Origin of the sequence: Niveibacterium terrae, assembly GCF_048213115.1 — a bacterium.
GTDB classification, from domain to species: Bacteria; Pseudomonadota; Gammaproteobacteria; order Burkholderiales; family Rhodocyclaceae; genus Niveibacterium; species Niveibacterium terrae.
Genome location: NZ_CP172404.1, coordinates 1,882,108 through 1,904,592 on the forward strand (window position 1 = coordinate 1,882,108; position 22,485 = coordinate 1,904,592).

Annotated in this window: 21 protein-coding genes and 1 riboswitch; of the genes, 14 read left to right on the forward strand and 7 right to left on the reverse strand. The window is 64.2% G+C overall.

Annotated features, from left to right (window positions below):
* Window positions 1-37: 37 nt before the first annotated feature.
* Window positions 38-1,024, reverse strand: a complete 987-nt coding sequence (locus tag ACHFB9_RS08715; protein ID WP_417071172.1) for a TRAP transporter substrate-binding protein — start codon at window positions 1,022-1,024, stop codon at window positions 38-40.
* A gap of 241 nt (window positions 1,025-1,265) precedes the next feature.
* Window positions 1,266-1,363: riboswitch (ZMP/ZTP riboswitch) on the forward strand.
* A 62-nt stretch (window positions 1,364-1,425) separates the two neighbouring features.
* On the opposite strand from ACHFB9_RS08715, the gene glyA reads away from it, so the two are divergent.
* Window positions 1,426-2,697 (forward strand): serine hydroxymethyltransferase, encoded by a 1,272-nt coding sequence (gene glyA, locus ACHFB9_RS08720; RefSeq protein ID WP_417071174.1) that lies wholly within the window; start codon window positions 1,426-1,428, stop codon window positions 2,695-2,697.
* A 156-nt stretch (window positions 2,698-2,853) separates the two neighbouring features.
* Here the strand turns inward: glyA and ACHFB9_RS08725 are convergent, their stop codons facing one another.
* A complete protein-coding gene (locus ACHFB9_RS08725) occupies window positions 2,854-3,117 on the reverse strand; it encodes a hypothetical protein (protein WP_417071176.1) in 264 nt (87 codons plus the stop codon).
* A gap of 3 nt (window positions 3,118-3,120) precedes the next feature.
* A complete protein-coding gene (locus ACHFB9_RS08730; RefSeq protein ID WP_417071178.1) occupies window positions 3,121-3,975 on the reverse strand; it encodes a fumarylacetoacetate hydrolase family protein in 855 nt (284 codons plus the stop codon).
* Between the two features lie 591 nt (window positions 3,976-4,566).
* Here ACHFB9_RS08730 and ACHFB9_RS08735 point away from each other — a divergent pair.
* Window positions 4,567-5,262 carry a hypothetical protein gene (locus tag ACHFB9_RS08735; RefSeq protein ID WP_417071180.1) on the forward strand — a complete coding sequence of 232 codons (696 nt, stop codon included), beginning with the start codon at window positions 4,567-4,569 and terminating at the stop codon, window positions 5,260-5,262.
* 105 nt (window positions 5,263-5,367) lie between these two features.
* Here the strand turns inward: ACHFB9_RS08735 and ACHFB9_RS08740 are convergent, their stop codons facing one another.
* The gene (locus ACHFB9_RS08740) at window positions 5,368-6,747 is read right to left on the reverse strand and encodes a GGDEF domain-containing protein (RefSeq protein ID WP_417071182.1); all 1,380 of its coding nucleotides are present in this window, start codon (window positions 6,745-6,747) and stop codon (window positions 5,368-5,370) included.
* A gap of 158 nt (window positions 6,748-6,905) precedes the next feature.
* Between ACHFB9_RS08740 and ACHFB9_RS08745 the strand changes: the two genes are divergently transcribed.
* Window positions 6,906-8,546, forward strand: coding sequence for a methyl-accepting chemotaxis protein (locus ACHFB9_RS08745; RefSeq protein ID WP_417071184.1), 1,641 nt, complete (start codon window positions 6,906-6,908; stop codon window positions 8,544-8,546).
* Window positions 8,547-8,550: 4 nt separating this feature from the next.
* On the opposite strand, the gene ACHFB9_RS08750 is transcribed toward ACHFB9_RS08745, so the two are convergent.
* Both ACHFB9_RS08750 and ACHFB9_RS08755 read right to left on the reverse strand, forming a co-directional pair.
* A complete protein-coding gene (locus tag ACHFB9_RS08750; RefSeq protein WP_417071186.1) occupies window positions 8,551-8,901 on the reverse strand; it encodes a hypothetical protein in 351 nt (116 codons plus the stop codon).
* Window positions 8,902-9,037: 136 nt separating this feature from the next.
* Window positions 9,038-9,649: a hypothetical protein gene (locus ACHFB9_RS08755; protein WP_417071188.1), complete on the reverse strand. Its 612-nt coding sequence runs from the start codon at window positions 9,647-9,649 to the stop codon at window positions 9,038-9,040.
* A 331-nt stretch (window positions 9,650-9,980) separates the two neighbouring features.
* Between ACHFB9_RS08755 and ACHFB9_RS08760 the strand changes: the two genes are divergently transcribed.
* The 6 genes from ACHFB9_RS08760 (at window position 9,981) to ACHFB9_RS08785 (ending at window position 17,529) form a co-directional block, all read left to right on the forward strand.
* Window positions 9,981-10,535 (forward strand): flavodoxin family protein, encoded by a 555-nt coding sequence (locus tag ACHFB9_RS08760; RefSeq protein ID WP_417071189.1) that lies wholly within the window; start codon window positions 9,981-9,983, stop codon window positions 10,533-10,535.
* A 334-nt stretch (window positions 10,536-10,869) separates the two neighbouring features.
* Entirely contained in the window at window positions 10,870-12,492 is a 1,623-nt protein-coding gene (locus tag ACHFB9_RS08765) for a methyl-accepting chemotaxis protein (protein WP_417071191.1), read from the forward strand.
* 438 nt (window positions 12,493-12,930) lie between these two features.
* Window positions 12,931-14,553: a methyl-accepting chemotaxis protein gene (locus ACHFB9_RS08770; RefSeq protein ID WP_417071192.1), complete on the forward strand. Its 1,623-nt coding sequence runs from the start codon at window positions 12,931-12,933 to the stop codon at window positions 14,551-14,553.
* Between the two features lie 64 nt (window positions 14,554-14,617).
* On the forward strand, window positions 14,618-15,109 hold the full coding sequence (tadA, locus tag ACHFB9_RS08775; protein WP_417071194.1) for a tRNA adenosine(34) deaminase TadA: 492 nt from the start codon (window positions 14,618-14,620) through the stop codon (window positions 15,107-15,109).
* A 24-nt stretch (window positions 15,110-15,133) separates the two neighbouring features.
* Window positions 15,134-16,024, forward strand: coding sequence for an LD-carboxypeptidase (locus tag ACHFB9_RS08780; RefSeq protein ID WP_417071196.1), 891 nt, complete (start codon window positions 15,134-15,136; stop codon window positions 16,022-16,024).
* A gap of 68 nt (window positions 16,025-16,092) precedes the next feature.
* Window positions 16,093-17,529, forward strand: a complete 1,437-nt coding sequence (locus ACHFB9_RS08785; RefSeq protein ID WP_417071198.1) for a catalase — start codon at window positions 16,093-16,095, stop codon at window positions 17,527-17,529.
* Between the two features lie 19 nt (window positions 17,530-17,548).
* Here the strand turns inward: ACHFB9_RS08785 and ACHFB9_RS08790 are convergent, their stop codons facing one another.
* Window positions 17,549-18,568, reverse strand: a complete 1,020-nt coding sequence (locus tag ACHFB9_RS08790; protein WP_417071200.1) for a YgfZ/GcvT domain-containing protein — start codon at window positions 18,566-18,568, stop codon at window positions 17,549-17,551.
* A gap of 108 nt (window positions 18,569-18,676) precedes the next feature.
* On the opposite strand from ACHFB9_RS08790, the gene mltG reads away from it, so the two are divergent.
* From mltG to ACHFB9_RS08815, 5 genes are read left to right on the forward strand one after another with little or no spacing between them, the layout of a single operon-like run.
* Entirely contained in the window at window positions 18,677-19,675 is a 999-nt protein-coding gene (gene mltG / locus ACHFB9_RS08795; RefSeq protein ID WP_417071202.1) for an endolytic transglycosylase MltG, read from the forward strand.
* A complete protein-coding gene (tmk, locus tag ACHFB9_RS08800; protein WP_417071204.1) occupies window positions 19,672-20,289 on the forward strand; it encodes a dTMP kinase in 618 nt (205 codons plus the stop codon). Before mltG ends, tmk begins: the two co-directional genes overlap by 4 nt.
* Window positions 20,286-21,320 carry a DNA polymerase III subunit delta' gene (holB, locus tag ACHFB9_RS08805; protein ID WP_417071206.1) on the forward strand — a complete coding sequence of 345 codons (1,035 nt, stop codon included), beginning with the start codon at window positions 20,286-20,288 and terminating at the stop codon, window positions 21,318-21,320. The genes tmk and holB overlap by 4 nt, the downstream gene beginning before the upstream one ends.
* Window positions 21,317-21,682: a PilZ domain-containing protein gene (locus tag ACHFB9_RS08810; RefSeq protein WP_417071208.1), complete on the forward strand. Its 366-nt coding sequence runs from the start codon at window positions 21,317-21,319 to the stop codon at window positions 21,680-21,682. The genes holB and ACHFB9_RS08810 overlap by 4 nt, the downstream gene beginning before the upstream one ends.
* 25 nt (window positions 21,683-21,707) lie before the next feature.
* Entirely contained in the window at window positions 21,708-22,484 is a 777-nt protein-coding gene (locus ACHFB9_RS08815; protein ID WP_417071210.1) for a TatD family hydrolase, read from the forward strand.
* Window position 22,485: the final 1 nt, after the last annotated feature.

A 22,485-nucleotide genomic window follows, 5' to 3' on the forward strand; every position in this document is an offset into this window, starting at 1 on the left:
CGTCAGGAAGGCGGGGCCAAGGTGAAACGGCGATGGGTCAGCGCGTCATCACGACCTTCATCAGCGTCTCAAGATCTTTTTCGTCCTTGACGACGCGATTGTAGAAGCGGTCGGCCTGTTCCTCGATCGCATTGCTGGCGATCTCTTCGTGCGCGATGACTTTGGCGCCTGCCTTGCGTGCCGCCTTCAGACTGTTTTCTTCCGTCTCATGCCACCGGCTCAGCATGTGCTGCATCGTGTTGGCGGCCGAACTACGCAGCACACGGTGTTGGGCGGGAGTCAGGGTGTCCCAGACTTTCTTCGAGATCAGCAACACGTCGGGGATGCGCGCGTGCTCATCGAGGATCAGGTAGGGGGCCTGGCGCACATAATCTCCCGCCACATAGGTTTCGATGTTGTCGCTCGCGCAGTCGATCTGGTGATTGCGGAAAGCCTCGGCTGTCTTGCCTATCGGCAGATCGACCGGCGTGGCGCCCAAGGCCTTGAACATCTCTGAGGCCACCCGGGATTCGAGGGTGCGCACGCGCAGCCCCCTGAAGTCGGAGACACCATGGACAGGGCGGGTGCAGAACAGATTGCGGGCTCCGCCGTACAGGTACATCAAGCGCACATAACCGTTCTTTTCGAGCTCCAGGTCCAGACGTTCCCCGAATGGCCCTTGCAGTACCTTTTTCAGGTGTTCTTCCGAGCGGAACAGATAGGGCAAGCTCAGCAATTCGGCAATGCGCATCCTGTTCGCCAGATGGGCCAGGTTGACACGCGTCATCGCCACCCGCCCGTCATGGACGGCGCGCAGAGCCTGTTCGTCATCGCCGAGCACCCCTTCGGCGCGTACCGTGACGGACAGTTCCCGGCTGCTCTCACGGCTGACCTGCTCGCCAAAATGCTGGAGGGTCTGCACGAACACGTGTCGCTCGGAAAGAGTATCCGCTGCAATCAGGTTTTCCGTCGCAAAAGCCCTGCCGGACAGTGCTGTAAGGGCGCAGAGGGTCTGCGCGAGACGAATCCATATCAGTTTTCTCACACCACTCTCCTGTTATTGAGAAATTCAGATGGCCGACCTTGAGTGAGAACCGGGCGTGCTCGGGCGGCAGGATCGCACGCGCCGAGCGCCTGTTTCCAGTCACCCCAAAACAGTCGGATCGGCTAATGGTACAAGGGGATGCGTTTGCGACAAATGCCAAATGTGTAGATTTTCGTGAGCTGAGTCGACAGGCGGCGTGCGTTGCCTGACTTGACCGGCCGGCTTTGCTTGGGCAAGCTTTCGGCATCCGCATGACTGACGCGATACGAGGGGAGGCGACACCCCGAGGGAGTGCGGAGACGGACGCAAGTCCGTGAGCCGCGCGTCTGGGCGCTTTCTGCCGATCGGGCAGGGCGTCGCGCTTCGCCCGACCGGCCTCTGTCACGCAAGTGGAGGTCGCCATGAATCACCCCGTTTTTACCCCGTCTGTTTCGATCCCCTCGGCCCGCCTCGCCGAGACCGATCCCGAACTCTCCTGCCTGCTCGCCGCCGAGACGGCGCGGCAGCGCGACAAGATCCGGCTGATCGCCTCCGAGAACTACGCGTCCGCGGCGGTCCGCGAAGCCTGTTCGTCGCATCTGACGAACCAGTATTCGGAAGGCTATCCGGGCGCCCGCTATTACGAGGGGCAGCAGATCGTCGATCAGGTCGAGCGCCTCGCGATCGCGCGCGCGAAGGAGCTGTTCGGGGCCGAGCACGTCAATGTCCAGCCTTACTCCGGTTCGCCGGCCAACCTTGCGGTCTATCTGGCTTTCCTGAAGCCGGGAGAGACGGTGCTGGCGATGCGGCTCGCGCACGGCGGCCACCTGACCCACGGTTCGAAAGTCTCGATCACCGGCAAGCACTGGAACGTGGTCCAGTACGGGCTCGACCCCGAGACGAAGCGGCTCGACTATGACGCGATCCGCGCGCTCGCGCTGGAGCACCGGCCGAAACTCCTGATCGCCGGCCATTCGGCCTATCCGCGCCAGATCGATTTCGCCGCCTTCCGCGCGATTGCCGACGAGGTCGGCTCTCTGTTGATGGTCGACATGGCGCACTTTGCAGGCCTCGTCGCGGCGGGTGCCCATCCTTCCCCGGTGCCTTTCGCCGACGTCGTGACGACTACGACGCACAAGTCGCTGCGCGGGCCGCGCGGCGCGATGATCCTGTGCCGGGCCGAGCATGCGGCGAAGATCGACAAGGCGGTCTTCCCCGGCCTGCAGGGCGGCCCGCACAACGCGATCACCGCCGCGATCGCGGTTGCTCTGAAGGAAGCGCTGCAGCCGGACTTCGCCGAATACGGACGGCAGTGCGTCGCGAACGCGCGGGCGCTGGCCGAACGCCTGATCGAGCACGGTTTCGATATCGTGACCGGGGGCACCGACAACCACCTGGTTCTGGTCGATCTGCGCAGCAAGGGGATTGCCGGCAAACCGCTCGCCGCGGCGCTGGACCGGGCGGGCCTGGTCGCGAACTACAACTCGGTGCCCTGGGACGACCGGCCTCCGCAGGATCCGTCCGGGCTTCGCCTCGGTACGCCGTCGATGACGACGCGCGGTTTTCGCGAAGGGGAGTTCCGCCAGGTCGCCGACTGGATCGCCGGGATCGTCGCGAGCGGTCTGGATGAAGATGTGATCGCGCGGATCTCGGCTGAGGCCTTGGCGTTGGCCTCGTCCTTCCCGATGCCCTGAGGCTTCAGAAGCTCGTATGGCTAAGCCGCCGAGATCGTCGCGAGCAAGCTGGATCAAAGAGTGATCGCGCGAATCTCGGCTGAAGCCTTGGCACTGGCCTCGTCCTTTCCGATGCCCTGAGGCTTCAAGGTACGCCCGGTCGCCTGGCGGCCGGGTTCAGTCGTGCAGGGAGTCCTCACTGTTGCGAGCCCTCCGCCGGTGGATGAGCACGCTCAGCGCCAGGGCCAGGCTGGAGACGGCCGGGCTCAGCACTCTGAGCGCGGTGTCCACGGTCTTTTGCTCGCCGGCCGGCAGCGCGTCGAACCAGGCGCGGATCAGCGACGCGCCGGCGAAGGGCAGAAGCAGCGTCAGCGTCGCGGCGGCGATCGCGACCGCGCAGACGGCCAGTGCGATCCGGATCGATTTCGGCCGGTTCGCCATCGCTCAACGCCTCCCGGCAGTCTCGGTGACGACTCTCTGCCTCTGCTCGCCGAGGCCCTCGATCGACAGATGCAGTTCGTCGCCGGGTTTGAGCCACTGGGGGGGCTTCATGCCCATGCCCACTCCAGGCGGCGTGCCGGTCGTGATCACGTCGCCGGGGACGAGCGTCATGTAGCGGCTGCAGTAGGCGACGATCTGCGCAACGCTGAAGATCATCGTTGCCGTGTTGCCACTCTGGCGGCGCTGGCCGTTGACGGCGAGCGTCATGTCCAGATTCTGCGGATCGGGAACTTCGTCGCGGGTGACCAGCCAGGGGCCGATCGGTCCGAAGCTGTCGCAGCCCTTGCCCTTGTCCCACTGCGAACTCTGCATCTGGAAAGCGCGCTCCGAGACGTCATTGACGATGCAGTAGCCGGCGACGTGATCGAGTGCGTGCGCCTCATCGACATAGCGGGCCGTGCTGCCGATCACGAGGCCCAGCTCCAGCTCCCAGTCCAGCTTCGTCGAGTGCGGCGGCTGGACGATCGCATCGTTCGGCCCGGTGATGCAGCTCGTTGCCTTCATGAAGATGATCGGCTCAGACGGGATCGCGAGCCCCGCTTCCTCGGCGTGATCGCGGTAATTGAGGCCGATTGCGATGAACTTGGGCACGCGGGCGACCGGAGGGCCCAGGCGGGGAGAGCCTTCGACGACGGGCAGGCTTTTGATGTCGAGACGCGCGAGCGCGGCGAGCCGCTCGGTCGCCAGCGCTTCGGGCGTCAGGTCGGCGAGATGGGCGCTGAGGTCGCGGATGCGCCCTTCGCGGTCCACGATTCCCGGTTTCTCGTGGCCGGGAGCACCAAAGCGGCAGAGCTTCATTCCGATTCCTCGGCTATCTGGAAATTGAGGTGATGATGCCTCTGAAGGGCCGCGCGGGCAATGTGCGCCGGGCTCGGCGCTGCGGTGGGGGCGGGGCGTTTCGGTGAGAGCATGTAAGCGGGTGTTGCCAAAGCGCCCCTCGTTACGTTTGTCTCGATATTCGGCCTGGGGTTTGCAACGAATCTGCGAGCCCCCTGGCCTAGCATTGCTCTGTGGCCGGTCTTCACGGTCATCTCTCCTCCAAAATTCAAGCGCCAGTTGATTCTGGCGTTTTTTTTTGCGCCAGGCTTTTGCCTTCCGTCATTCGCCGAGCGCTGCTTGCGGGCAAGCCTTGGCGCGCTGATGTCGGTTGCCGCCTTATGGCAAGAGTTGCCGGTCTCGGGGACCTTAGCTGCCGGGGCTTTGCCTGCTGACCGGCCGATATGGAAGTTCAACTTCAGTTCCTTCGCTGCTCTGGCGCGGCTTGCCTCGTGTGTGCTAAAGCTGGCCCGAAATTTGCTGTCAGGGTGCGGCGGACTCTTGGCTGGATCCTTTATCCGAAGAAATCCGCAGGCTGCGCGAGCGTGCCGCCACAACGGAACGGAGAACAACATGAGCGTCTCAGCAATCGCCGGTAATTCGATCTACTCGAACTACACCTCGGCCCTCGGGCAGGCCACCGGATCATCAACAAGCAAAAGCAGCGCAGTACAGGAAGCCGAGCCCCATCGTCACCGTCATGGCGGGGGCTCTCTGATGCAGAGCGTCGAGCAGGCGCTGGGCCAGCTGGGATTGAACCTGTCGGCGCCGACGGGAACCGCGGCCGCCAACTCGACGAGCGGCACCGATAGCAGCGGGGCTTCTTCGACAACGAATACTGAATCTCCGCGACAGGCGATGTCCGCGTTGATGCACGACTTGTTTGCGGCGCTGCACGCGCAGGACACAGGCACGGACAGCGCTGGCGATGGCAACGCATCCAGGGCCGGTGCAAACTATGGCAACTTCAGCTCCGGCCTGCAGAATCTGCTTCAGCAGCTGGGTTCCAGCAGCTCGACTTCAGGCAGTTCCAGCAGCAGCGACGCGCTGACCAAGCTGCAAAGCGACTTCAATAAACTGGTCTCTGCAGTGCAGAGCGCCAACGGCTCGAGTTCCTCCGGTTCCAGCAGTACTTCAACGTCGGCGGGCACTCAGCAGCCGACTCTGCAGGCATTCCTGCAGAACCTTCTGACGGATATTCAAAAGCACGGTCAGGGGGCTCAGACCGCTGCGGCGCCAATAGGCTCACTGGTCAACACCGTGTCGTAAGCACTGAAAAACCCAGGGCTTTTTTGACAGCGCCGCTGATCCCGGCGCTGTTTTCATTTGAACGCGGTAGCGGGTGCCGGTGAGCTCCCGAGTATCGGGCTGTGCTCAGTCATTCGCGATCCGCACCTGATCGCGTCCGTGGCGCTTGGCCTCGTAGAGCGCCGCATCGGCTCGCCGGACCAGCTCCTCAGGGGTAATGATCTCGGCCGGACTGTGGCTGTAGACGCCGACGCTGATGCTGACCTCCCGGTGAGCGGCCTCGCTCTCGACGGGCGGCGCAGTTATGGCCAGTTTCGCGACCGCGTTGCGGATGCGTTCGGCGGCCAGGGCCGCGTTTGCGCCGGAACTGCCCTCCAGGATGATCGCGAATTCCTCGCCACCATAGCGCGCCAGTGTGTCGTTTTCACGCAGCTGTTTGACCATGCTGCTGGCGATCCTCTGGAGGCAGAGGTCCCCCTGCACATGACCGAAGTGATCGTTGTACTTCTTGAAAAAGTCGATATCGACCATCAGCAGCGAGAGGGGGGAAGCGGTCACGGACTGCCGCTCCAGCGCAAGCTGCAGTGCCTTGTCGAAATGGCGCCGGGAGAATACCCCGGTCAGGCCGTCGCGGATCGATGTCTCGTAGGCGCGCTCGTACAGGTCGCGAAGCCGCTTCTTGACCGTGAAGACCTCAAAGAGCAGCGCGCTGAGCAGAATCAGCGCCGAAGACAGTTCAAAGAAGCGGGAGATGTACCAGCCCAGTGTCAAGCGCATCGGTGAGGAGAACACGATGACCAGATAGAGCAGGTAGCAGTAGCCGCTCAGGGCGAGCCAGCACTGCAGCATGTTTCGGAGGCGGGTGACGATAACCACGAGCGAGAAAGCCATCACCCACGCGCCGAACATCAGATAGCTGATCCAGCTGTGAGCGAGCGCGTGGTAGTTGCCCGAGGCGGTGACCAGATTGCTCAGATCGGGGATCCAGGGCGGCAGCAGAAAGAGGGCGGCAGCCGTCAGCGCACACGGGCTCAGCAAGACCAGGGGCATCGCCTTGCGCATGCTGGTTGGAGGCAGAGGGGGGCTCCATCTGCTCAGCTTGACCAGCATCGCGGACGAGATCAACAGCGCGGTGCCCGTCAGTCTTGCTCCCCATGTCCACACCCCAAGGTGCGAGCCCGCAGGCATTTTGTCCAGCGGACAGAGGACCCCGGGGAGCATGGCGAGTCGATATAGCGTCATCAGTGCGGAAAAGGCGAAAGCCACACTCAGCAGGCCATCATCCAATGTGCGATGGACGTAGAAGCGCAGCAGCAGCAGATAGGCCGTCACGCCGCTGATGACGGACACCATGGCCAGCTCGACAGGGCGGAAATTCGCGCCATAGGTCGTCGGGCCGTCCGCATAGTGAAAAACCAGGGCAGCAACGAGGGTCATTGCCAAGGCGACCACGGCGACCAGGAGACGACGCTGGGGAGTCGGGGGGGCGGTCAGGTCTATTCCCATGGCGTATTCGTACTGCTTGTCCATCCTTTTGAGGGGGCAATGGTAGCCGGGAAAATGCTTCTTATCACAGAGGGCAGCAAGCTTGGCTGTGCGCTCGAACCCTCTATGCCTATCCTGTACTCTTAAGCTATTTGGCTTTGAGCCTTCAGGAGACGAACATGGGCAGCATCCGTACCCGACTACTCGCGCTCGCTCTGGCCGCCGGCATCGCGGTATTGCTGGTCTCGGGCTACGCGCTTGTCCAGATGCGGAGTCTGGCCGGTACGCTCGGCGACAGCATCGCTCAGGCTCAGGCCGCGACGGTCCTGGTCCAGAGTGTCGATGGCGCGAATCTGGCGTTCAAAAGTCAGGTCCAGGAGTGGAAAAACATCCTGCTGCGCGGCAACGACAAGGAGATGTTCGACAAGTATCTGGCCCAGTTCGAGGCTGAGGAGAGGAAGGTCGACGAGGCGCTGCGTCTGGCGGCGAAGAGCCTGCAGACCGTCGGGATGGAGCCGCGGCTTGCCGAAAAGGCGATCGCCGAGCATGGGCCGCTCGGCGCGAAATACCGCGAAGCGTTGAAGAGCTTCGATCCCGCCGATCCCGAGGCGGGCAAAAAAGTCGATCGTCAGGTCAAGGGCATGGACCGCGCGTTGTCCGCCGCGCTCAGCGAGCTGTCCGCGAGCGTTGAGAAGAGCAGTGCCGAGCGGGCCAGTCTGCAGCTGAGCGAATCGAAGCTTGCCTTGAGCCGCGCGACACTCTGGACCCTGGGCGGGATGTTCGTCGGAGTATCGGTGTTGCTCGCGATCTGCTGGCGGCTGGCCCTGAGCATTCTGAGACCCGTTCAGGACTTGCAGCAGACGATGTCCAGGGTCGAGCGGGATTGGGACCTGTCCTGTCGGGTCGCGATCCAGGGGCGGGATGAGATCGCGCTGTGCGCACAGGCCTTCAATTCGATGCTGGAGCGTTTCCGGGAGATCATCCGCGAGATCCGGGGCGAGTCGGATGAGCTCGCCGGGGAGACCCGCGAAGTCTCGCAGTCGGCCGACCGGCTCAGCGAGGGGGCGTCCGAACTCGGAGACTCAACCTCGACGGTGGCCGCCGCGGTCGAGGAGCTGAGCGTGAGCATGGGCCAGGTGCGCGAGGCCGGAGAGCAGGCGAGTCATTCCGCGCGCGCCTCCTCGGAGCGGGCGTCCTCGGGCGGCGCCGCGATCAGCGCGACGGCCGCGCAGATGAAAGTGATCTCGCTGCGGGTGACCGAGAGCGCGGCAGCCTTTCAGCAACTCGGAGCCCGGTCCGAGGCGATCTCCGGGATCGTCGACACGGTCAGCGAGATCGCCGACCAGACCAGCCTGCTCGCGCTCAATGCCGCGATCGAGGCGGCGCGGGCGGGTGAGCAGGGACGGGGCTTCGCGGTCGTCGCCGACGAAGTCAGGAAGCTTGCCGAGAAGACTACCCAGGCGACCGGGCAGATCAGTGCGCTGGTGCGGCAGATGCAGAGCGGGACCGGCGAGGCCGTTCAGGGAATCCAGGCCGTCGTCAGCGATGTCGAGGCTCAGGTCGGACAGACCGAAGAAGCGCTGCAGAAGATGGCCGAGATCGAGGAATTGGCCCAACAGTGTGCCGATGCCGTGGGGCGGATCCACGATGCGCTGGGCGAGCAGAGCGCGGCGAGTCATTTGATCGCGCGTCAGGTCGAGCAGATCGCGCAGATGGGCGAAGCGAACCAGGGGTCGGCAGGCAGCATCGCGACGAGCACAGTCGCGCTGAAGGAGTTGGCCGAGCGGCTCGCCGGATCGGCGAATCGCTTCAAGACCTGAGCGTTCAGCCGTGGAGCACTTGTGTATCGATGAACCAGTATTCGGCCGGAGGCGACTGGTCCGCCGGTTCGCTGTGCATCGGGTCGAAACGGGCCAGCTTCTCCCTGAGAAAATCCGCGACTCTGTGCTGGGCGGCCTGCTTCTCGCTACCCGCCTCGGTGGCGAAGTCGCGGGTTGCCTCGTGTGACAGACAGACGGCGATCGCCTTGGACATCCGTTCAGGACATTCCTGAACATCGTCGAGCTTCCAGGAGGCGAACAGGTAGTAGGAGTAGACGCTGTTCACTTCGTAAAACTGGGCGTGGGACGGCATCGCCGCCCGGATCACTTGCAAGACTTGCTCTTCGAAACTCATGAACTTCGGATCTATGTTTGGACGGGGGGTAGAGGGATCCGTCGGGCGTTTCAGCCTGCGCGTCAACGGTTTATCGGATTTTGTTACTTTTTTCCGGCTCCGCCAAGGGCGGAAAGAGCCTGCCGGGCACGGATATTCAATGCGGGTCGGCTCGTGGCAGCTGCTCCCTGAGCTGGGCGAGCCGGGCCGTGACCCGCGGAGTGAAACCGGCACTGAAGCGTTTCTCGCGCAGCTGCTGTTCGATCGCCGACAGCATCAGCGGGCCGACGCTCTGGACGAGCTGGGCCGTGGACTTGAGCATCGCGTTGAGGTTCGCCTTGAGGTTCGGATCCTCGACTTCGTCGATGCTGATCTTCTGCAGCGGAATCAGGCTGGACAGGGTCAGGCGGAATATCGAATCGAAGCTGTCGAGGTATTCCTCTTCGTACTGTTCGGGGTGTTTCTGGAAGGCGACGACGTAGTTTCGGGCGACTTCCGTGTACCGTCCGGCCAGGTTCTTGAGCCGGGCGCCCGACTCGGTCGCACTGCCTTGGGCGAGCTCGTCGATCGCGCTCTGCACCCGGGTCGGGTTGAGCACCGCCCGCGCGAGCGCGCCCTCCTTGTCCGAGTAGCGGATGATCTGCCCAGGGGTACTGGCCTGGGCCTTCTGGTAAGCCGTGATGTCCTGATTCAGCTGCGCGCAGGCCTGTTCGGCGCAGGCCAGACCGGCATTGAGTGCGAAGAGCAGCGCGAAGAGGATCGTTTTCATCGATGGCTGTGCCTTTCCGGGTCGGACTGGTAATCATAATCCGCTTGGCACTGCCGATTCCAGAGCTGTTTCATCAAGATAAAACCGCGGCTGGGATCGCGGGGCGTTCGCTCATCCCGTCTTGCCCCGAATCTGCTCGTCCCGGACCCGCTCGCGGAGTTTCGGGCGATGCACTGACCCTATGTCCGAGGGCTTTATGCTTACCTTTCTGTAAGTTCCTTACGCAGACGTGCCTTATTGTCTTTATGGAAGTGCTGCCGCTACGATGAATCTGTCTGCCGGCGTTCATCGCAATCCTGCGGAGGGCGGGGCATCGTTTAAAGGAGTGTTCATGAGCAAGATCGTCGTCGTCTATTTCTCCGGCTACGGCCATACCCGCCGCGTTGCCGAAATCGTTGCCGAAGGGGCGGGGGCTTCGCTGATTGCGATCGACGCCGAGGGCAATGTGCCCGACTCGGCCTGGGACGAACTCGCCGCCGCCGACGGCATCATCTTCGGCGCGCCGACCTACATGGGCAACGTGCCCTGGCAGTTCAAGAAATTTGCCGACGCGAGCTCCAAGGTCTGGGTCGGGCGGGGCTGGCAGGACAAGGTGTTCGGCGGCTTCGTCAACAGCGCGAGTCTCAATGGCGACAAGCAGGTTGCGCTGATCTCGCTGCAGACGCTCGCGTCGCAACACGGCGGCATCTGGGTCAGCCTGGGCCTGCTGCCCGCGAACACGCTGGCAGCGACCCGCAGTGACGTCAATAACCTCGGTGGTTCGGTCGGCCTGCTGGTCCAGTCGCCGTCCGATGCCGGCGCCGAAGCGATTCCGGCTGGCGACATCGAGACCGCGCGTCAGTACGGCGCCCGGGTCGCCGCGATTGCCGCGCGCTTCAAGGCCTGATTTCCTGATCTTTGCTCAAGGGGCCGCATTCGCGGCCCCTTTTCTTTGCGCGCTCCGGCCAACGCGTCGAGGGGAAAATAGGCGAAAGCGCGCGCTGTGTGCATCGATCTTCCCGATTTTCCATGTGCCGCGGTCAGTTGTTGCGGACTGATCGAATCAATTGTTTTTTTGATGAACTTGAAACTGTTGCGGCAGTAAGATCCGTTCTCAATACCCATATCGAGTGTCCCGGCAGTCTGGATTCCTCGCGCTTCTCCCGCGCTCCTTCCTCCGTACCCCCGAGGGCACTGAACCCGTGTCGCGCACGCGCGCGGCAGCAATGATGGAAGCACACATGAAACTGTTCACCGTCTCCGCCCGGATCACCGCCATGGTGATCCTGTCCTGTCTGTCCCTGTTGGTCGTCGGCATTCTTGGGCAACAGACTTCCCGCAGCGAAATCCGCAACATCGAACAGATCCGCAGCGACAGCCTGCCCAGCGTGATCACGCTCGCCGAAGCGCGGCAGAGCCTGACCGAGGCGCGCGCTTCGGTCTGGAGGTTGATCCTCGATGACGAGCAGGGGCGCGTGGGCACGCTCGAACGCTTCAACAAGCGGATCGCCACTGCGCAGGACGAGCTGAGTCAGTACGAGAAGTTTATCGATGATGACAAAGACAGGCAGATGCTGGACAAGGACAAGGCCAGCATTTCCGCCTTTGCCGCCTTCGTCAATGGTGAAGTCATCCCGAAAGTCTCCGCGGGCCAGAAGGATGAAGCCTTCGCCGCGATGAAGGCTCAGGGCAAGGCTCTGGCCGAGGTGGTCACGCAGGCGATCGATCAGCACATCGAGTTCAACAGGAAGAATGTCGACAGCTTTGCGCAGGATTCGCTGAGCACTGCGAACACCGGAAGCACGGTCACGATCGTGACGATCGTCATCGCTCTGCTGCTGGTCGCCGCTCTGGGCTTCCAGGTCGCCCGGGAGACCCGCGAGCGGCTCTACCGCCTCAAGGACTTCCTGGTTCATGTCGCCGATCAGCGCGACTTTACCGGCAGGGTGCGCGTGACGCGCCTCGATGAGCTGGGGCTGATGGGCAATGCGGTCAATCATCTGCTGGGCCGCCTTCAGGAGAGTTTCAAGTCGATCACCGAACATGCGGAGTCGGTTGCCGGCGCCTCGGAGCAGCTCGCCGCGAGCTCGGGGCAGGTTGCCTCGGCTTCCAACCAGCAGAGCGAAGCGGCTTCGAATGTCGCCGCAACGGTCGAGGAGATGACGGTCAGCATCAACCACGTCGGCGACCGGGCCGGGGAGGCCGCGCGTCTGGCGAAGGACTCGGAGCAGCGTGCAGCCCAGGGCGAGCAGGTCGTCGGGCAGACCGCGGACGAGATCCATGCGATCTCCGAGACCGTCCATCGTGCCTCCTCCCAGATCGAGGCGCTCGAAGCGGATGCGCGCAAGATCTCCGGAGTCGTCGCAGTCATCAAGGAAGTCGCCGACCAGACCAATCTGCTGGCGCTGAACGCCGCGATCGAAGCGGCCCGGGCGGGCGAGCAGGGCCGCGGTTTCGCGGTCGTCGCCGACGAAGTCAGGAAGCTCGCCGAGCGTACCGCGCTGTCGACGCAGGAGATCTCGACGACGATCGAGGCGATGAACGGCAGCTCCCGCAACGCGGTGGACAGCATGCACAATGTCGTAGAGAGGGTGTCGGGCGGAGTGGCCAGGGCGCAGCAGACCAGCGATGCGATCAAGGCGATCGGCGAAGCGAGCCGCAACACCGAGGTCACGGTCGGCGAAATCTCGGACGCGATCCAGGAACAGGGCTCGGCGACCAACAACATCGCGGTTCAGGTCGAGCGCATCGCGCAGATGTCCGAGGAGAGCAGCTCCGCGGCCCGGGAGACTTCGGATGCCGCGCTCAAGCTCGACAGGCTGGCCAAGGAGTTGCAGCAGATCACCAGCGCCTATCGGGTCTGATTCCCAGGGCTCCCGAATGTTTCTCCCATTACAGAGCGAAGCCCGGTCAGGCAGGGCTGCATTGACCTTACTCGTCCATCGAATTTTCTGATTGGGTGAATGGGGGGAGCGATTAGAACGTTCCGAAAGGGCCGCAAGCGCGGCCCTTTCCCTTTGAGAACAGATGAGCCTGTCGTCTGGATCTGTTTTGTCAATAGCGAAAACCTTCAGAAATTAGAGACTCTTGAAGTGCAGCGAGCCTGCGTTGCGAAGCGATTGATCCCGTTGTATCGTGAATGAACAAAAAACTGCACAAGCAGCAAAGTTGAAATAGCTCACTTCGATTGTTTGTCCCGGCAGTCCGGACTATCTCGCGCAGCACGCGCCCATTTCTCCGCAGATCCCGAGGGCACAGAACCCGTGCCGCGCATTCGTGCGGCAGCAATGATGGAAGCACACATGAAACTGTTCACCGTCTCCGCCCGGATCACCGCCATGGTGGTCCTGTCCTGTCTGTCCTTGTTGGTCGTCGGCATCCTTGGGCAACAGACTTCCCGCAGCGAAATCCGCAACATCGAACAGATCCGCAGCGACAGCCTGCCCAGCGTGATCACGCTCGCCGAAGCGCGGCAAAGCCTGACCGAGGCGCGCGTTTCCTCATACAAGATGCTTGGAGAGGATGATCAAGGAAGAAGTGTGACCGTCGCATCCTTCAATAAGAGGATTGCCACCGCTCTGGATAAGCTCTCCAACTACGAGAAATATCTCAGCGACGATGAGGATAGGAAGCTACTGGAAAAGGACAAGGCGAGCATATCTGCTTATGCGAATTTCATCGCCACTCAGGTTGTTCCCCCGACCTCGAGCGGGCAGAAGGATCTGGCATTCAATGCCATGAAGGGACCGGGGCGGACGATGGTCGAGGCCGCGACACAATCGCTCGACAGGCATATCGAATACAACAAGAAGAATGTCGACAGTTTCGCCCAGGATTCGCTGAGCACTGCGAACACCGGAAGCACGGTCACGATCGTGACGATCGTCATCGCTCTGCTGCTGGTCGCCGCGCTGGGCTTCCAGGTCGCCCGGGAGACCCGCGAGCGGCTCTACCGCCTCAAGGACTTCCTGGTTCATGTCGCCGATCAGCGCGACTTTACCGGCAGGGTGCGCGTGACGCGCCTCGATGAGCTGGGGCTGATGGGCAATGCGGTCAATCATCTGCTGGGCCGCCTTCAGGAGAGTTTCAAGTCGATCACCGAACATGCGGAGTCGGTTGCCGGCGCCTCGGAGCAGCTCGCCGCGAGCTCGGGGCAGGTTGCCTCGGCTTCCAACCAGCAGAGCGAAGCGGCTTCGAATGTCGCCGCAACGGTCGAGGAGATGACGGTCAGCATCAACCACGTCGGCGACCGGGCCGGGGAGGCCGCGCGTCTGGCGAAGGACTCGGAGCAGCGTGCAGCCCAGGGCGAGCAGGTCGTCGGGCAGACCGCGGACGAGATCCATGCGATCTCCGAGACCGTCCATCGCGCCTCCTCCCAGATCGAGGCGCTCGAAGCGGATGCGCGCAAGATCTCCGGAGTCGTCGCAGTCATCAAGGAAGTCGCCGACCAGACCAATCTGCTGGCGCTGAACGCCGCGATCGAAGCGGCCCGGGCGGGCGAGCAGGGCCGCGGTTTCGCGGTCGTCGCCGACGAAGTCAGGAAGCTCGCCGAGCGTACCGCGCTGTCGACGCAGGAGATCTCGACGACGATCGAGGCGATGAACGGCAGCTCCCGCAACGCGGTGGACAGCATGCACAATGTCGTAGAGAGGGTGTCGGGCGGAGTGGCCAGGGCGCAGCAGACCAGCGATGCGATCAAGGCGATCGGCGAAGCGAGCCGCAACACCGAGGTCACGGTCGGCGAAATCTCGGACGCGATCCAGGAACAGGGCTCGGCGACCAACAACATCGCGGTTCAGGTCGAGCGCATCGCGCAGATGTCCGAGGAGAGCAGCTCCGCGGCCCGGGAGACTTCGGATGCCGCGCTCAAGCTCGACGGGCTGGCCAAGGAGCTGCAGCGGATCACCAGTGCCTACCGGGTCTGATTCGCGAGAGCGCAATCTGCCGCTATGATGGCGGGCTTTTGCGCGGGAGCGCCCGGGAAAGATCATGGAAGACGGACAGCCCTGTTTCAACTCCGAAGATGAAGCCTTCATGCGCGAAGCGCTCGCGCTCGCGCATGAGGCGGGCTCGCTCGGCGAAGTGCCGGTCGGAGCCCTCGTCGTCTGCGCGGGGAAGATCGTTGGGCGGGGCTTCAACCAGCCCATCCTGCGCCAGGATCCGACCGCGCACGCCGAGGTGATGGCGCTGCGCGACGCCGGGCTCGCGCTCGCGAACTACCGGATGCCCGGCACGACGCTCTATGTGACGCTCGAACCCTGTCTGATGTGCTCGGGCGCGATCTTCCACGCCCGCGTCGGGCGCATCGTGTTCGGCGCCCGCGACCCGAAGACCGGAGTGGCCGGCAGCGTGCTCGATGTCTATCAGAACGAGAGGCTCAACCATCACGCGATGATCTCGGGCGGGTTGCTCGCCGACGAGTGCGGAGGCCTCTTGTCCAGCTTTTTCGCGGCGCGGCGTTCCCGCACGCTGATCGGCTAGATCCGCTGCAGATATACTGCCGCGATGAAGACGATAGGACTTTTCGCCCCCTCCGGCTTTGTCGCCGATCCGGCCATCGCCGATCGTGCCGAACGGGTGCTGAGGGCGGCTGGCTATGCGGTCAAGCGCGATCCGGCGCTCGGCGCCTGCGCTACCCGCTTCGCCGGTTCCGATGACGAGCGCCTCGCGGCCATCTACCGGATCGCCGACGACCCCGGGGTCGACGTCGCGCTGGCGCTGCGCGGCGGTTACGGGATCAGCCGCCTGCTCGACCGGCTCGACTTCGCGCGGATCGCGCGCGCAGCCAAGCTCTGGGTCGGCATGAGTGACTTCACGGCTTTTCAGACGGCGCTCTTCGCGAAGACCGGCCAGGCCAGCCTGCACGGGCCCATGGTCGGCGATTTCGGCCGGGAGGTGGCGAGCGCGTTCGCGCTCGCGCACTTCGACGCGATGCTGCAACACGGGCAGGATGTGTTCCGGATCGATGTGGCTCAGCCTCATCGCGACAGCGCTTCGGGCAGGCTCTGGGGCGGGAACCTGACGATGTTGTGCCATCTGCTGGCTACGCCGTTCTGGCCCGAATGCGCCGGCGAGATCCTGTTCATCGAGGATGTCGCCGAAGCGCCTTACCGGGTGGATCGGATGCTCCATCAGCTCGACTTTGCCGGCGTGCTGCGCCGGCAGAAGGCGATCCTGTTCGGCGACTTCGGCGGCTATCGGCTCGGCGCGACCGACAACGGTTTCGATCTCGATGCGGTGATCCGCTCCTGGCGGCAGCGCCTCGCGGTGCCGATCTTCACCGGCCTGCCTTTCGGCCACATCCCCGACAAGCTCTCGCTGCCGATAGGCGGCGAAGCGCGGGTGGCCGCGGACGAGTGCGGCTGGGAACTCGAGTTCGCCCTCAGCGAGCGCTGATCGTTCTTGGGGCCTGCGGTTGCGGTGGCCTATATATTGAGCTTTGAAGCCGGGACAGGAGTCTTGCTATGGCAGAGAAGCTCACGACCGCCGGGGGCGCCCCCGTCGTCGACAACCAGAACACGATGACCGCGGGTGCGCACGGTCCGGCGCTGCTCCAGGATGTCTGGCTGCTCGAAAAGCTGGCGCACTTCGACCGCGAAGTGATTCCCGAGCGGCGGATGCACGCGAAGGGTTCGGGCGCCTACGGGACTTTCACGGTCACGCAGGACATCACGAAATACACGCGGGCGAAGATCTTCAGCGAGGTCGGCAAGAAGACTGATCTCTTCGTGCGCTTCTCGACCGTGGCCGGAGAGCGCGGGGCGGCCGATGCCGAGCGGGATATCCGTGGCTTCGCGATCAAGTTCTATACGGAGGAGGGCAACTGGGATCTGGTTGGCAACAACACGCCGGTCTTCTTCCTGCGCGATCCGCTGAAGTTTCCCGACCTCAATCACGCGGTCAAGCGCGATCCGCGCACGAATTTGCGCAGCGCCCGCAACAACTGGGATTTCTGGACCTCGTTGCCCGAAGCTCTGCACCAGATCACGATCGTGATGTCTGACCGGGGTATTCCGGCGAGCTACCGGACCATGCACGGCTTCGGTTCGCACACCTTCAGCTTCATCAACGCGGCGGGCGAGCGCAGCTGGGTCAAGTTCCACTTCAAGTGCCAGCAAGGCATCAGGAACCTCAGTGATGCCGAAGCCGAAGCCTTGATCGGCCGCGACCGGGAGAGCCACCAGCGCGACCTCTTCGATGCGATCGAACGCGGCGACTTCCCGAGATGGACGCTGCTCGTTCAGATCATGCCGGAGAAGGATGCGGCGCGAGTGCCTTACAACCCCTTCGATCTGACCAAGGTCTGGCCGCACAGGGATTACCCGCTGATCGAAGTGGGCGTCATGGAGCTCAATCGCAATCCTGAGAACTATTTCGCCGAAGTCGAACAGGCCGCGTTCAATCCTGCCGCGGTCGTGCCCGGAATCGGTTTCTCGCCGGACAAGATGCTGCAGGGAAGGCTCTTCTCCTACGGCGATGCGCAGCGCTATCGGCTGGGCGTCAACCACCACCAGATCCCGGTCAATGCGCCGAGGTGCCCCGTCCACAGCTATCACCGCGACGGGCCGATGAGGGTGGACGGCAACCACGGGGGAACGCTGGGCTATGAGCCGAACAGCTACGGCGAATGGCAGGAGCAGCCCGGGTTTCGCGAACCGCCGCTGGCGCTGGACGGCGGCGCCGACCACTGGGATCAGCGCGAGGACACGGACTACTACTCACAGCCGCGCGCGCTGTTCCGGCTGATGCGCGCCGCTCAGCAGCAGGTGCTGTTCGAGAATACGGCGCGGGCGCTCGCCGATGCGCCCGACGAGGTCAAGCGCCGCCACATCGGCAACTGCCTGAAGGCCGATCCGGCCTACGGAGAAGGCGTCGCGCGGGCCTTGGGGCTCGCGACCTGAAGCACTGGGCGGGCCGTGTTCAGGCGAGCGGGTAGGGCAGCTCTTCGAAAGCGAGCGGCTCGCCTCCCGCGAGCCTGACTCCCCCGGCGTCGTGGCTCGCGATCTGCACGCAGACCAGGACTTCGCAGCCGCCCTCGGGCGAGGGGGCCGAGCTGACGATCTTGCCGGCCGGCTGGTCGCCGAAGTCGCTCGCAAACACGTCGGAGCCGGGCGCGGGCGCCTCGGCATCGATGCGGGCGCGGTACATCCGCTTCTTCAGCGTGCCCCTGTACTGCATCCGGGCAATGATCTCCTGGCCTGTGTAGCAGCCCTTGCGGAAATTGACTCCGCCGATCAGCTCGAAGTTGATCATCTGCGCGACGAACTCTTCCTGGGTCGCGGCGGTGATCTGCGGGATTCCGGCCCGGATGTCGAGGAGGCGCCAGGCAAGCGGGCCGGCCGCGCAGGCACCCGCAGCGATCAGCTTGCGCCACAGTTCGGGCGCCGCCGCGCTCGCCGCGATCAGCATCACTCGCTGTTCATCGAGGCGGACGACCCGGATTCCCTCGTCGTCGCGGGTCTGCATCGCTTGTTCGGGCAGGGCCAGGCCAAGCGTTTCAAGCACTTCGGCGAGCCGGGGGCCGGCGAGGCCGATTGCGGCGACTTCCTCGCTCGCATCGACGAGTTTCGCTTTCGCGCGCAGCACGAACATCGACAGCTTGCGTGCGATGGCCGGAGCGAGTTCGGCGGCGAGCTGCAGCAGCACGTCGCCCCCGTCGCGCCAGACGAGGAAGTCGGCGAGCATCCGGCCCTTAGGCGTGTTCAGACTGCTGCGGACGGCTTCATCGGGTTTCAAGGCCTCGATGTTGCTGGAGAGCAGATTGTGCAGCAGCGTAGCCGCATCCTCGCCGCTGGCGCGGATCAGGCCCAGATGGGTCAGCGGAACAGTGACGGTTTCCGTGCTGGCGAGTCGAATGTCATCGAGCGGACTCGCGAAGCACTGCGAATCGGCCTGAAAAGACGTGGTTTGGGTGAGAAAGTCTGGCCAGGAAGAGGACATCGGGGGATCCATTCGGAAGCGGTGGGCTATGGGCTATTATAGCGACCGGTCAGGGCGCCTCTTCGAGTGGACCCTGTTGTTTCGCTGTCAGCCCGATCCGGTTCCCCGATGCGTTCTCCTCTCGTGCGCGCCTTGCCCGCGCTGTTGTTGTTCCTGCTGCTCTTCCTGCTCGTTGCCGTCTGGAAACTCAGCGCCCCAGTCGCTTTGCGCGCTCCGGTTCTGGAGATCGAGATCCCCTCCGGAAGCTCGATGCGCCAGGTCGCCCGGCAAGTCGCCGAGGCCGGCGTCGATGTCGAGCCCTGGACTCTGGTCGTGCTGGCCCGGCTGACCGGCTCCGCCCATCAGGTCAAGGCCGGGCGCTACCAGATCCGCGCCGGACTCACGACCTGGCAGCTCTTCAAGAAGCTGATTCGCGAAGACGCGGCCCAGGGCGAGTTCGTGCTGATCGAAGGCTGGAACTTCCGCCGTCTGCGCGCCGAACTCGCGCGCGATCCCGACCTCGCTCACGATTCCGCCAGCCTGTCCGACCGCCAGTTGCTCGAGCGCATCGGCGCGGTCGAGGTCGAGCCGGAAGGCTTCTTCCTGCCCGAAGCCTATTTCTTCACGAAGGGGGACAGCGAGCTCGAACTGCTCGCCCGGGCGCACCGCGCGATGGTCGCCAAGCTCGATCAGGCCTGGGCCGCGCGCGAGGCGGGTCTGGCGATCAGCTCAAGCTACGAGGCGCTGATCCTCGCGTCCCTGGTCGAGAAGGAAACCGGTGCGCAGGAGGACAGGCCCAGAGTCGCCTCGGTCTTCTATAACCGGCTGAAGATCGGCATGCCGCTGCAGACCGATCCGACCGTGATCTACGGCATGGGCGAGAACTTCTCAGGAAAGCTCTCCCGCGCCGATCTGAAGACCGACAGCCCTTACAACACCTATCTGCGCCGCGGCTTGCCGCCGACGCCGATCGCGATGCCGGGGATGGCATCGCTGCACGCGGTGCTCAATCCGCCGCATACCGACTATCTGTATTTCGTTGCGCGGGGCGATGGCACGAGCGAGTTCTCCCGCTCGCTCGACGAACACAACCGGGCGGTCGCCCGCTATCAGAGACACGAGCCATGAACGCGCGCTTCATCACTTTCGAAGGCATAGACGGGGCGGGCAAGAGCACGCAGATTGCCGCTCTCGTCGCATTCCTGCGCGAGAAGGGCCTCGCCGTCGAGCAGACCCGCGAACCGGGCGGCACTCCGCTGGCCGAGAGCCTGCGCGAGATCGTGCTGCACCGGGCGATGCACCTTGAAACCGAAGCCTTGCTGATGTTCGCGGCCAGGCGCGAACACCTGGCCGGCAAGATCGAGCCGGCTCTGGCCGAAGGCCGCTGGGTCGTCTGCGACCGCTTCTCCGATGCCAGTTACGCGTATCAGGTCGGGGGGCGGGGCCTGCCCGACGAGAAGTTCGAAATTCTCGAACAGTGGGTTCACCCCCGGCGTCAGCCCGATCTGACTTTCCTGTTCGACCTCGACCCGGCTGTCGCCGCGGCGCGGATGGCCGCCTCGCGAGCCGAGGGCGACCGCTTCGAGCGCGAGCAGGGGGAATTCTTCGCCCGGGTCCGCGCCGCCTATCTCGAGCGGGCGCGCCGTTGCGCGCAGCGCTTCCATGTCGTCGACGCCGCACAGAGTCCGGACGCGATCCGCTCCGAACTGTTCGATGTCGTCACCCGGCGCTGGTCACTATGATCCTGCCCTGGCATTCCGAGACGTGGTCGCGGCTTTCGATTCCCGGCGCGCGGCCCCATCATGCGCTGCTCTTGGCCGGCCCGGCCGGCGGTGGCAAGAGGCTGTTCGCCGAGGCGCTGGCCGCGTCGCGGCTCTGTGATGCGCCCGACAGCGAAGGCCACGCTTGCGGCCGCTGTGAGAGTTGCGTCTGGATCGCGGCCGGCACGCATCCCGATCTGCTCCGCCTGGTTCCCGAAGCGGACGAGGCGGAGGAGGGCGCGGACAAGGAGACTGCGCGCTCGCGCCAGATCAAGGTCGAGCAGGTCAGGGCTTTGCAGGAGGTTCTGGTCTGCAAGGGCACTCGCGGCGAGCGCCGGGTCGTCATCGTCGATCCGGCCGAAGCGATGAACGCCGTGACTGCGAACGGCTTGCTCAAACTGCTCGAAGAGCCTCCGGTCGGCGTGCTCTTCGTGCTGATCAGCTCCTCTCCCGACCGGCTGATGCCGACCCTGCTCAGCCGCTCCCAGCGTTGGGACTTCCCCGCGCCGCCCGTGGATCTGGCCCAGCAGTGGCTCATCGACCAGGGCGTCGCCGATGCCCGACACTGGCTGGGCTTTGCTGGAGGCATGCCGCTCGCGGCGAAGCAGATCGCGGGCGGTCCCTTGGTCGCGATGCGCAGCCGTTTCGTCCGCGATCTCGCGAGCCTGCCCGGTCGCGACCCGCTGGGTCTCGCCGCAGAATGGGATGCGTGGTTGCGCGCGAAGGACAGCCAAGCCGCGGGATTCGACATGCCCCGCCTTGCCGACTGGCTGCAGCGCTGGGGAGCGGACCTCGCGGCGGCCGTTCAGGGCGCGCCGATCCGCTTTTTTGCCGATGCCGAGGGCGAACTCTCGGCGCTGGCCGCGCGAATGGGCGAAGATCAAGCTCTGGCTTGCTACAATGACTGCCTCAATCTGCGGCGCGTTGCGGCTCATCCGCTCAATGCGCGTCTTTTGCTGGAAGACAGCCTGATCCGGTATTGCCGCCATTTCCGAATGGGTAAAAAGCCATGAGCCAACCGCCTGCCGCCAATCTTGCCCGCCCTGCGATCCTGTCGCTGAGCATCAATTCAAAGTCGGCGCTCTTCGCGGCCTACATGCCGTTCATCAAGAACGGCGGGCTCTTCATCCCGACCAACAAGGGCTACAACCTCGGCGACGAAGTCTTCATGCTGTTGCAGTTGATGGACGATCCCGCCAAGTTGCCGGTCAAGGGCCGCGTTGTCTGGGTGACGCCGGCCAACGCCCAGGCGAGCAAGACTCAAGGGGTCGGCGTGCAGTTCACCGAGGACGATTCGGGCCGCCAGGTCCGCGCGAAGATCGAGCAGGTGCTCGGCGCCCATATCGGTTCGAACCGTCCTACGCACACGATCTGATTATTGCTGCAGAGCATTCCCCCCGATGTTCATCGATTCCCACTGTCATATCGATTCGGCCGAGCTGATCGAAAAAGGTGAAGCGTTGTTCGACGCGATGCACGCGGCCGATGTCGGCTATGCGCTGTGCGCCGGCGTCAGCATCGAGAGCCTGCCTCAGGCGCTGGCGATCGCGCGCGCGCGGCGCAACATCTTCTGCGCGGTCGGCGTGCACCCCGAGAACACCGAAGGCGAAGATCCGGGCGCCGAACGTCTGGCCGAACTCGCCGCAGATCCGCTCGTCGTCGCGATCGGCGAGACCGGGCTCGACTACTACTGGCACAAGGACAGGCCCGAGTGGCAGCGCGAGCGCTTCCGTCAGCACATCCGCGCCGCGAAGCTCACAGGCAAGCCGCTGATCGTCCATACGCGCGAAGCCGCCGAGGACACCGTTCGCCTGCTGCGCGAGGAGGGGGCGGACGAGGTCGGCGGCGTCATGCACTGCTTCACCGAGAGCTGGGCGATCGCCGAAGAGGCGCTGGCCCTCGGTTTTCACCTGTCCTTCTCGGGGATCGTCACGTTCAAGAACGCGACCCAGGTCAAGGAGGTCGCGTCGCGGGTGCCGCTTGACCGGCTGCTGATCGAGACCGACTCGCCCTATCTCGCGCCGGTCCCCTACCGCGGCAAGCTCAACGAGCCGGCCTACGTCGCCCATGTCGCGGTCGAGATCGCGAAGCTGCGCGGCGTCCCGGTCGAGGAGATCGCGGCGGCGAGCAGCGCGAACTTCTTCGCGCTGTTCAAGGCCGCCGCCGCGCGAAGATAAG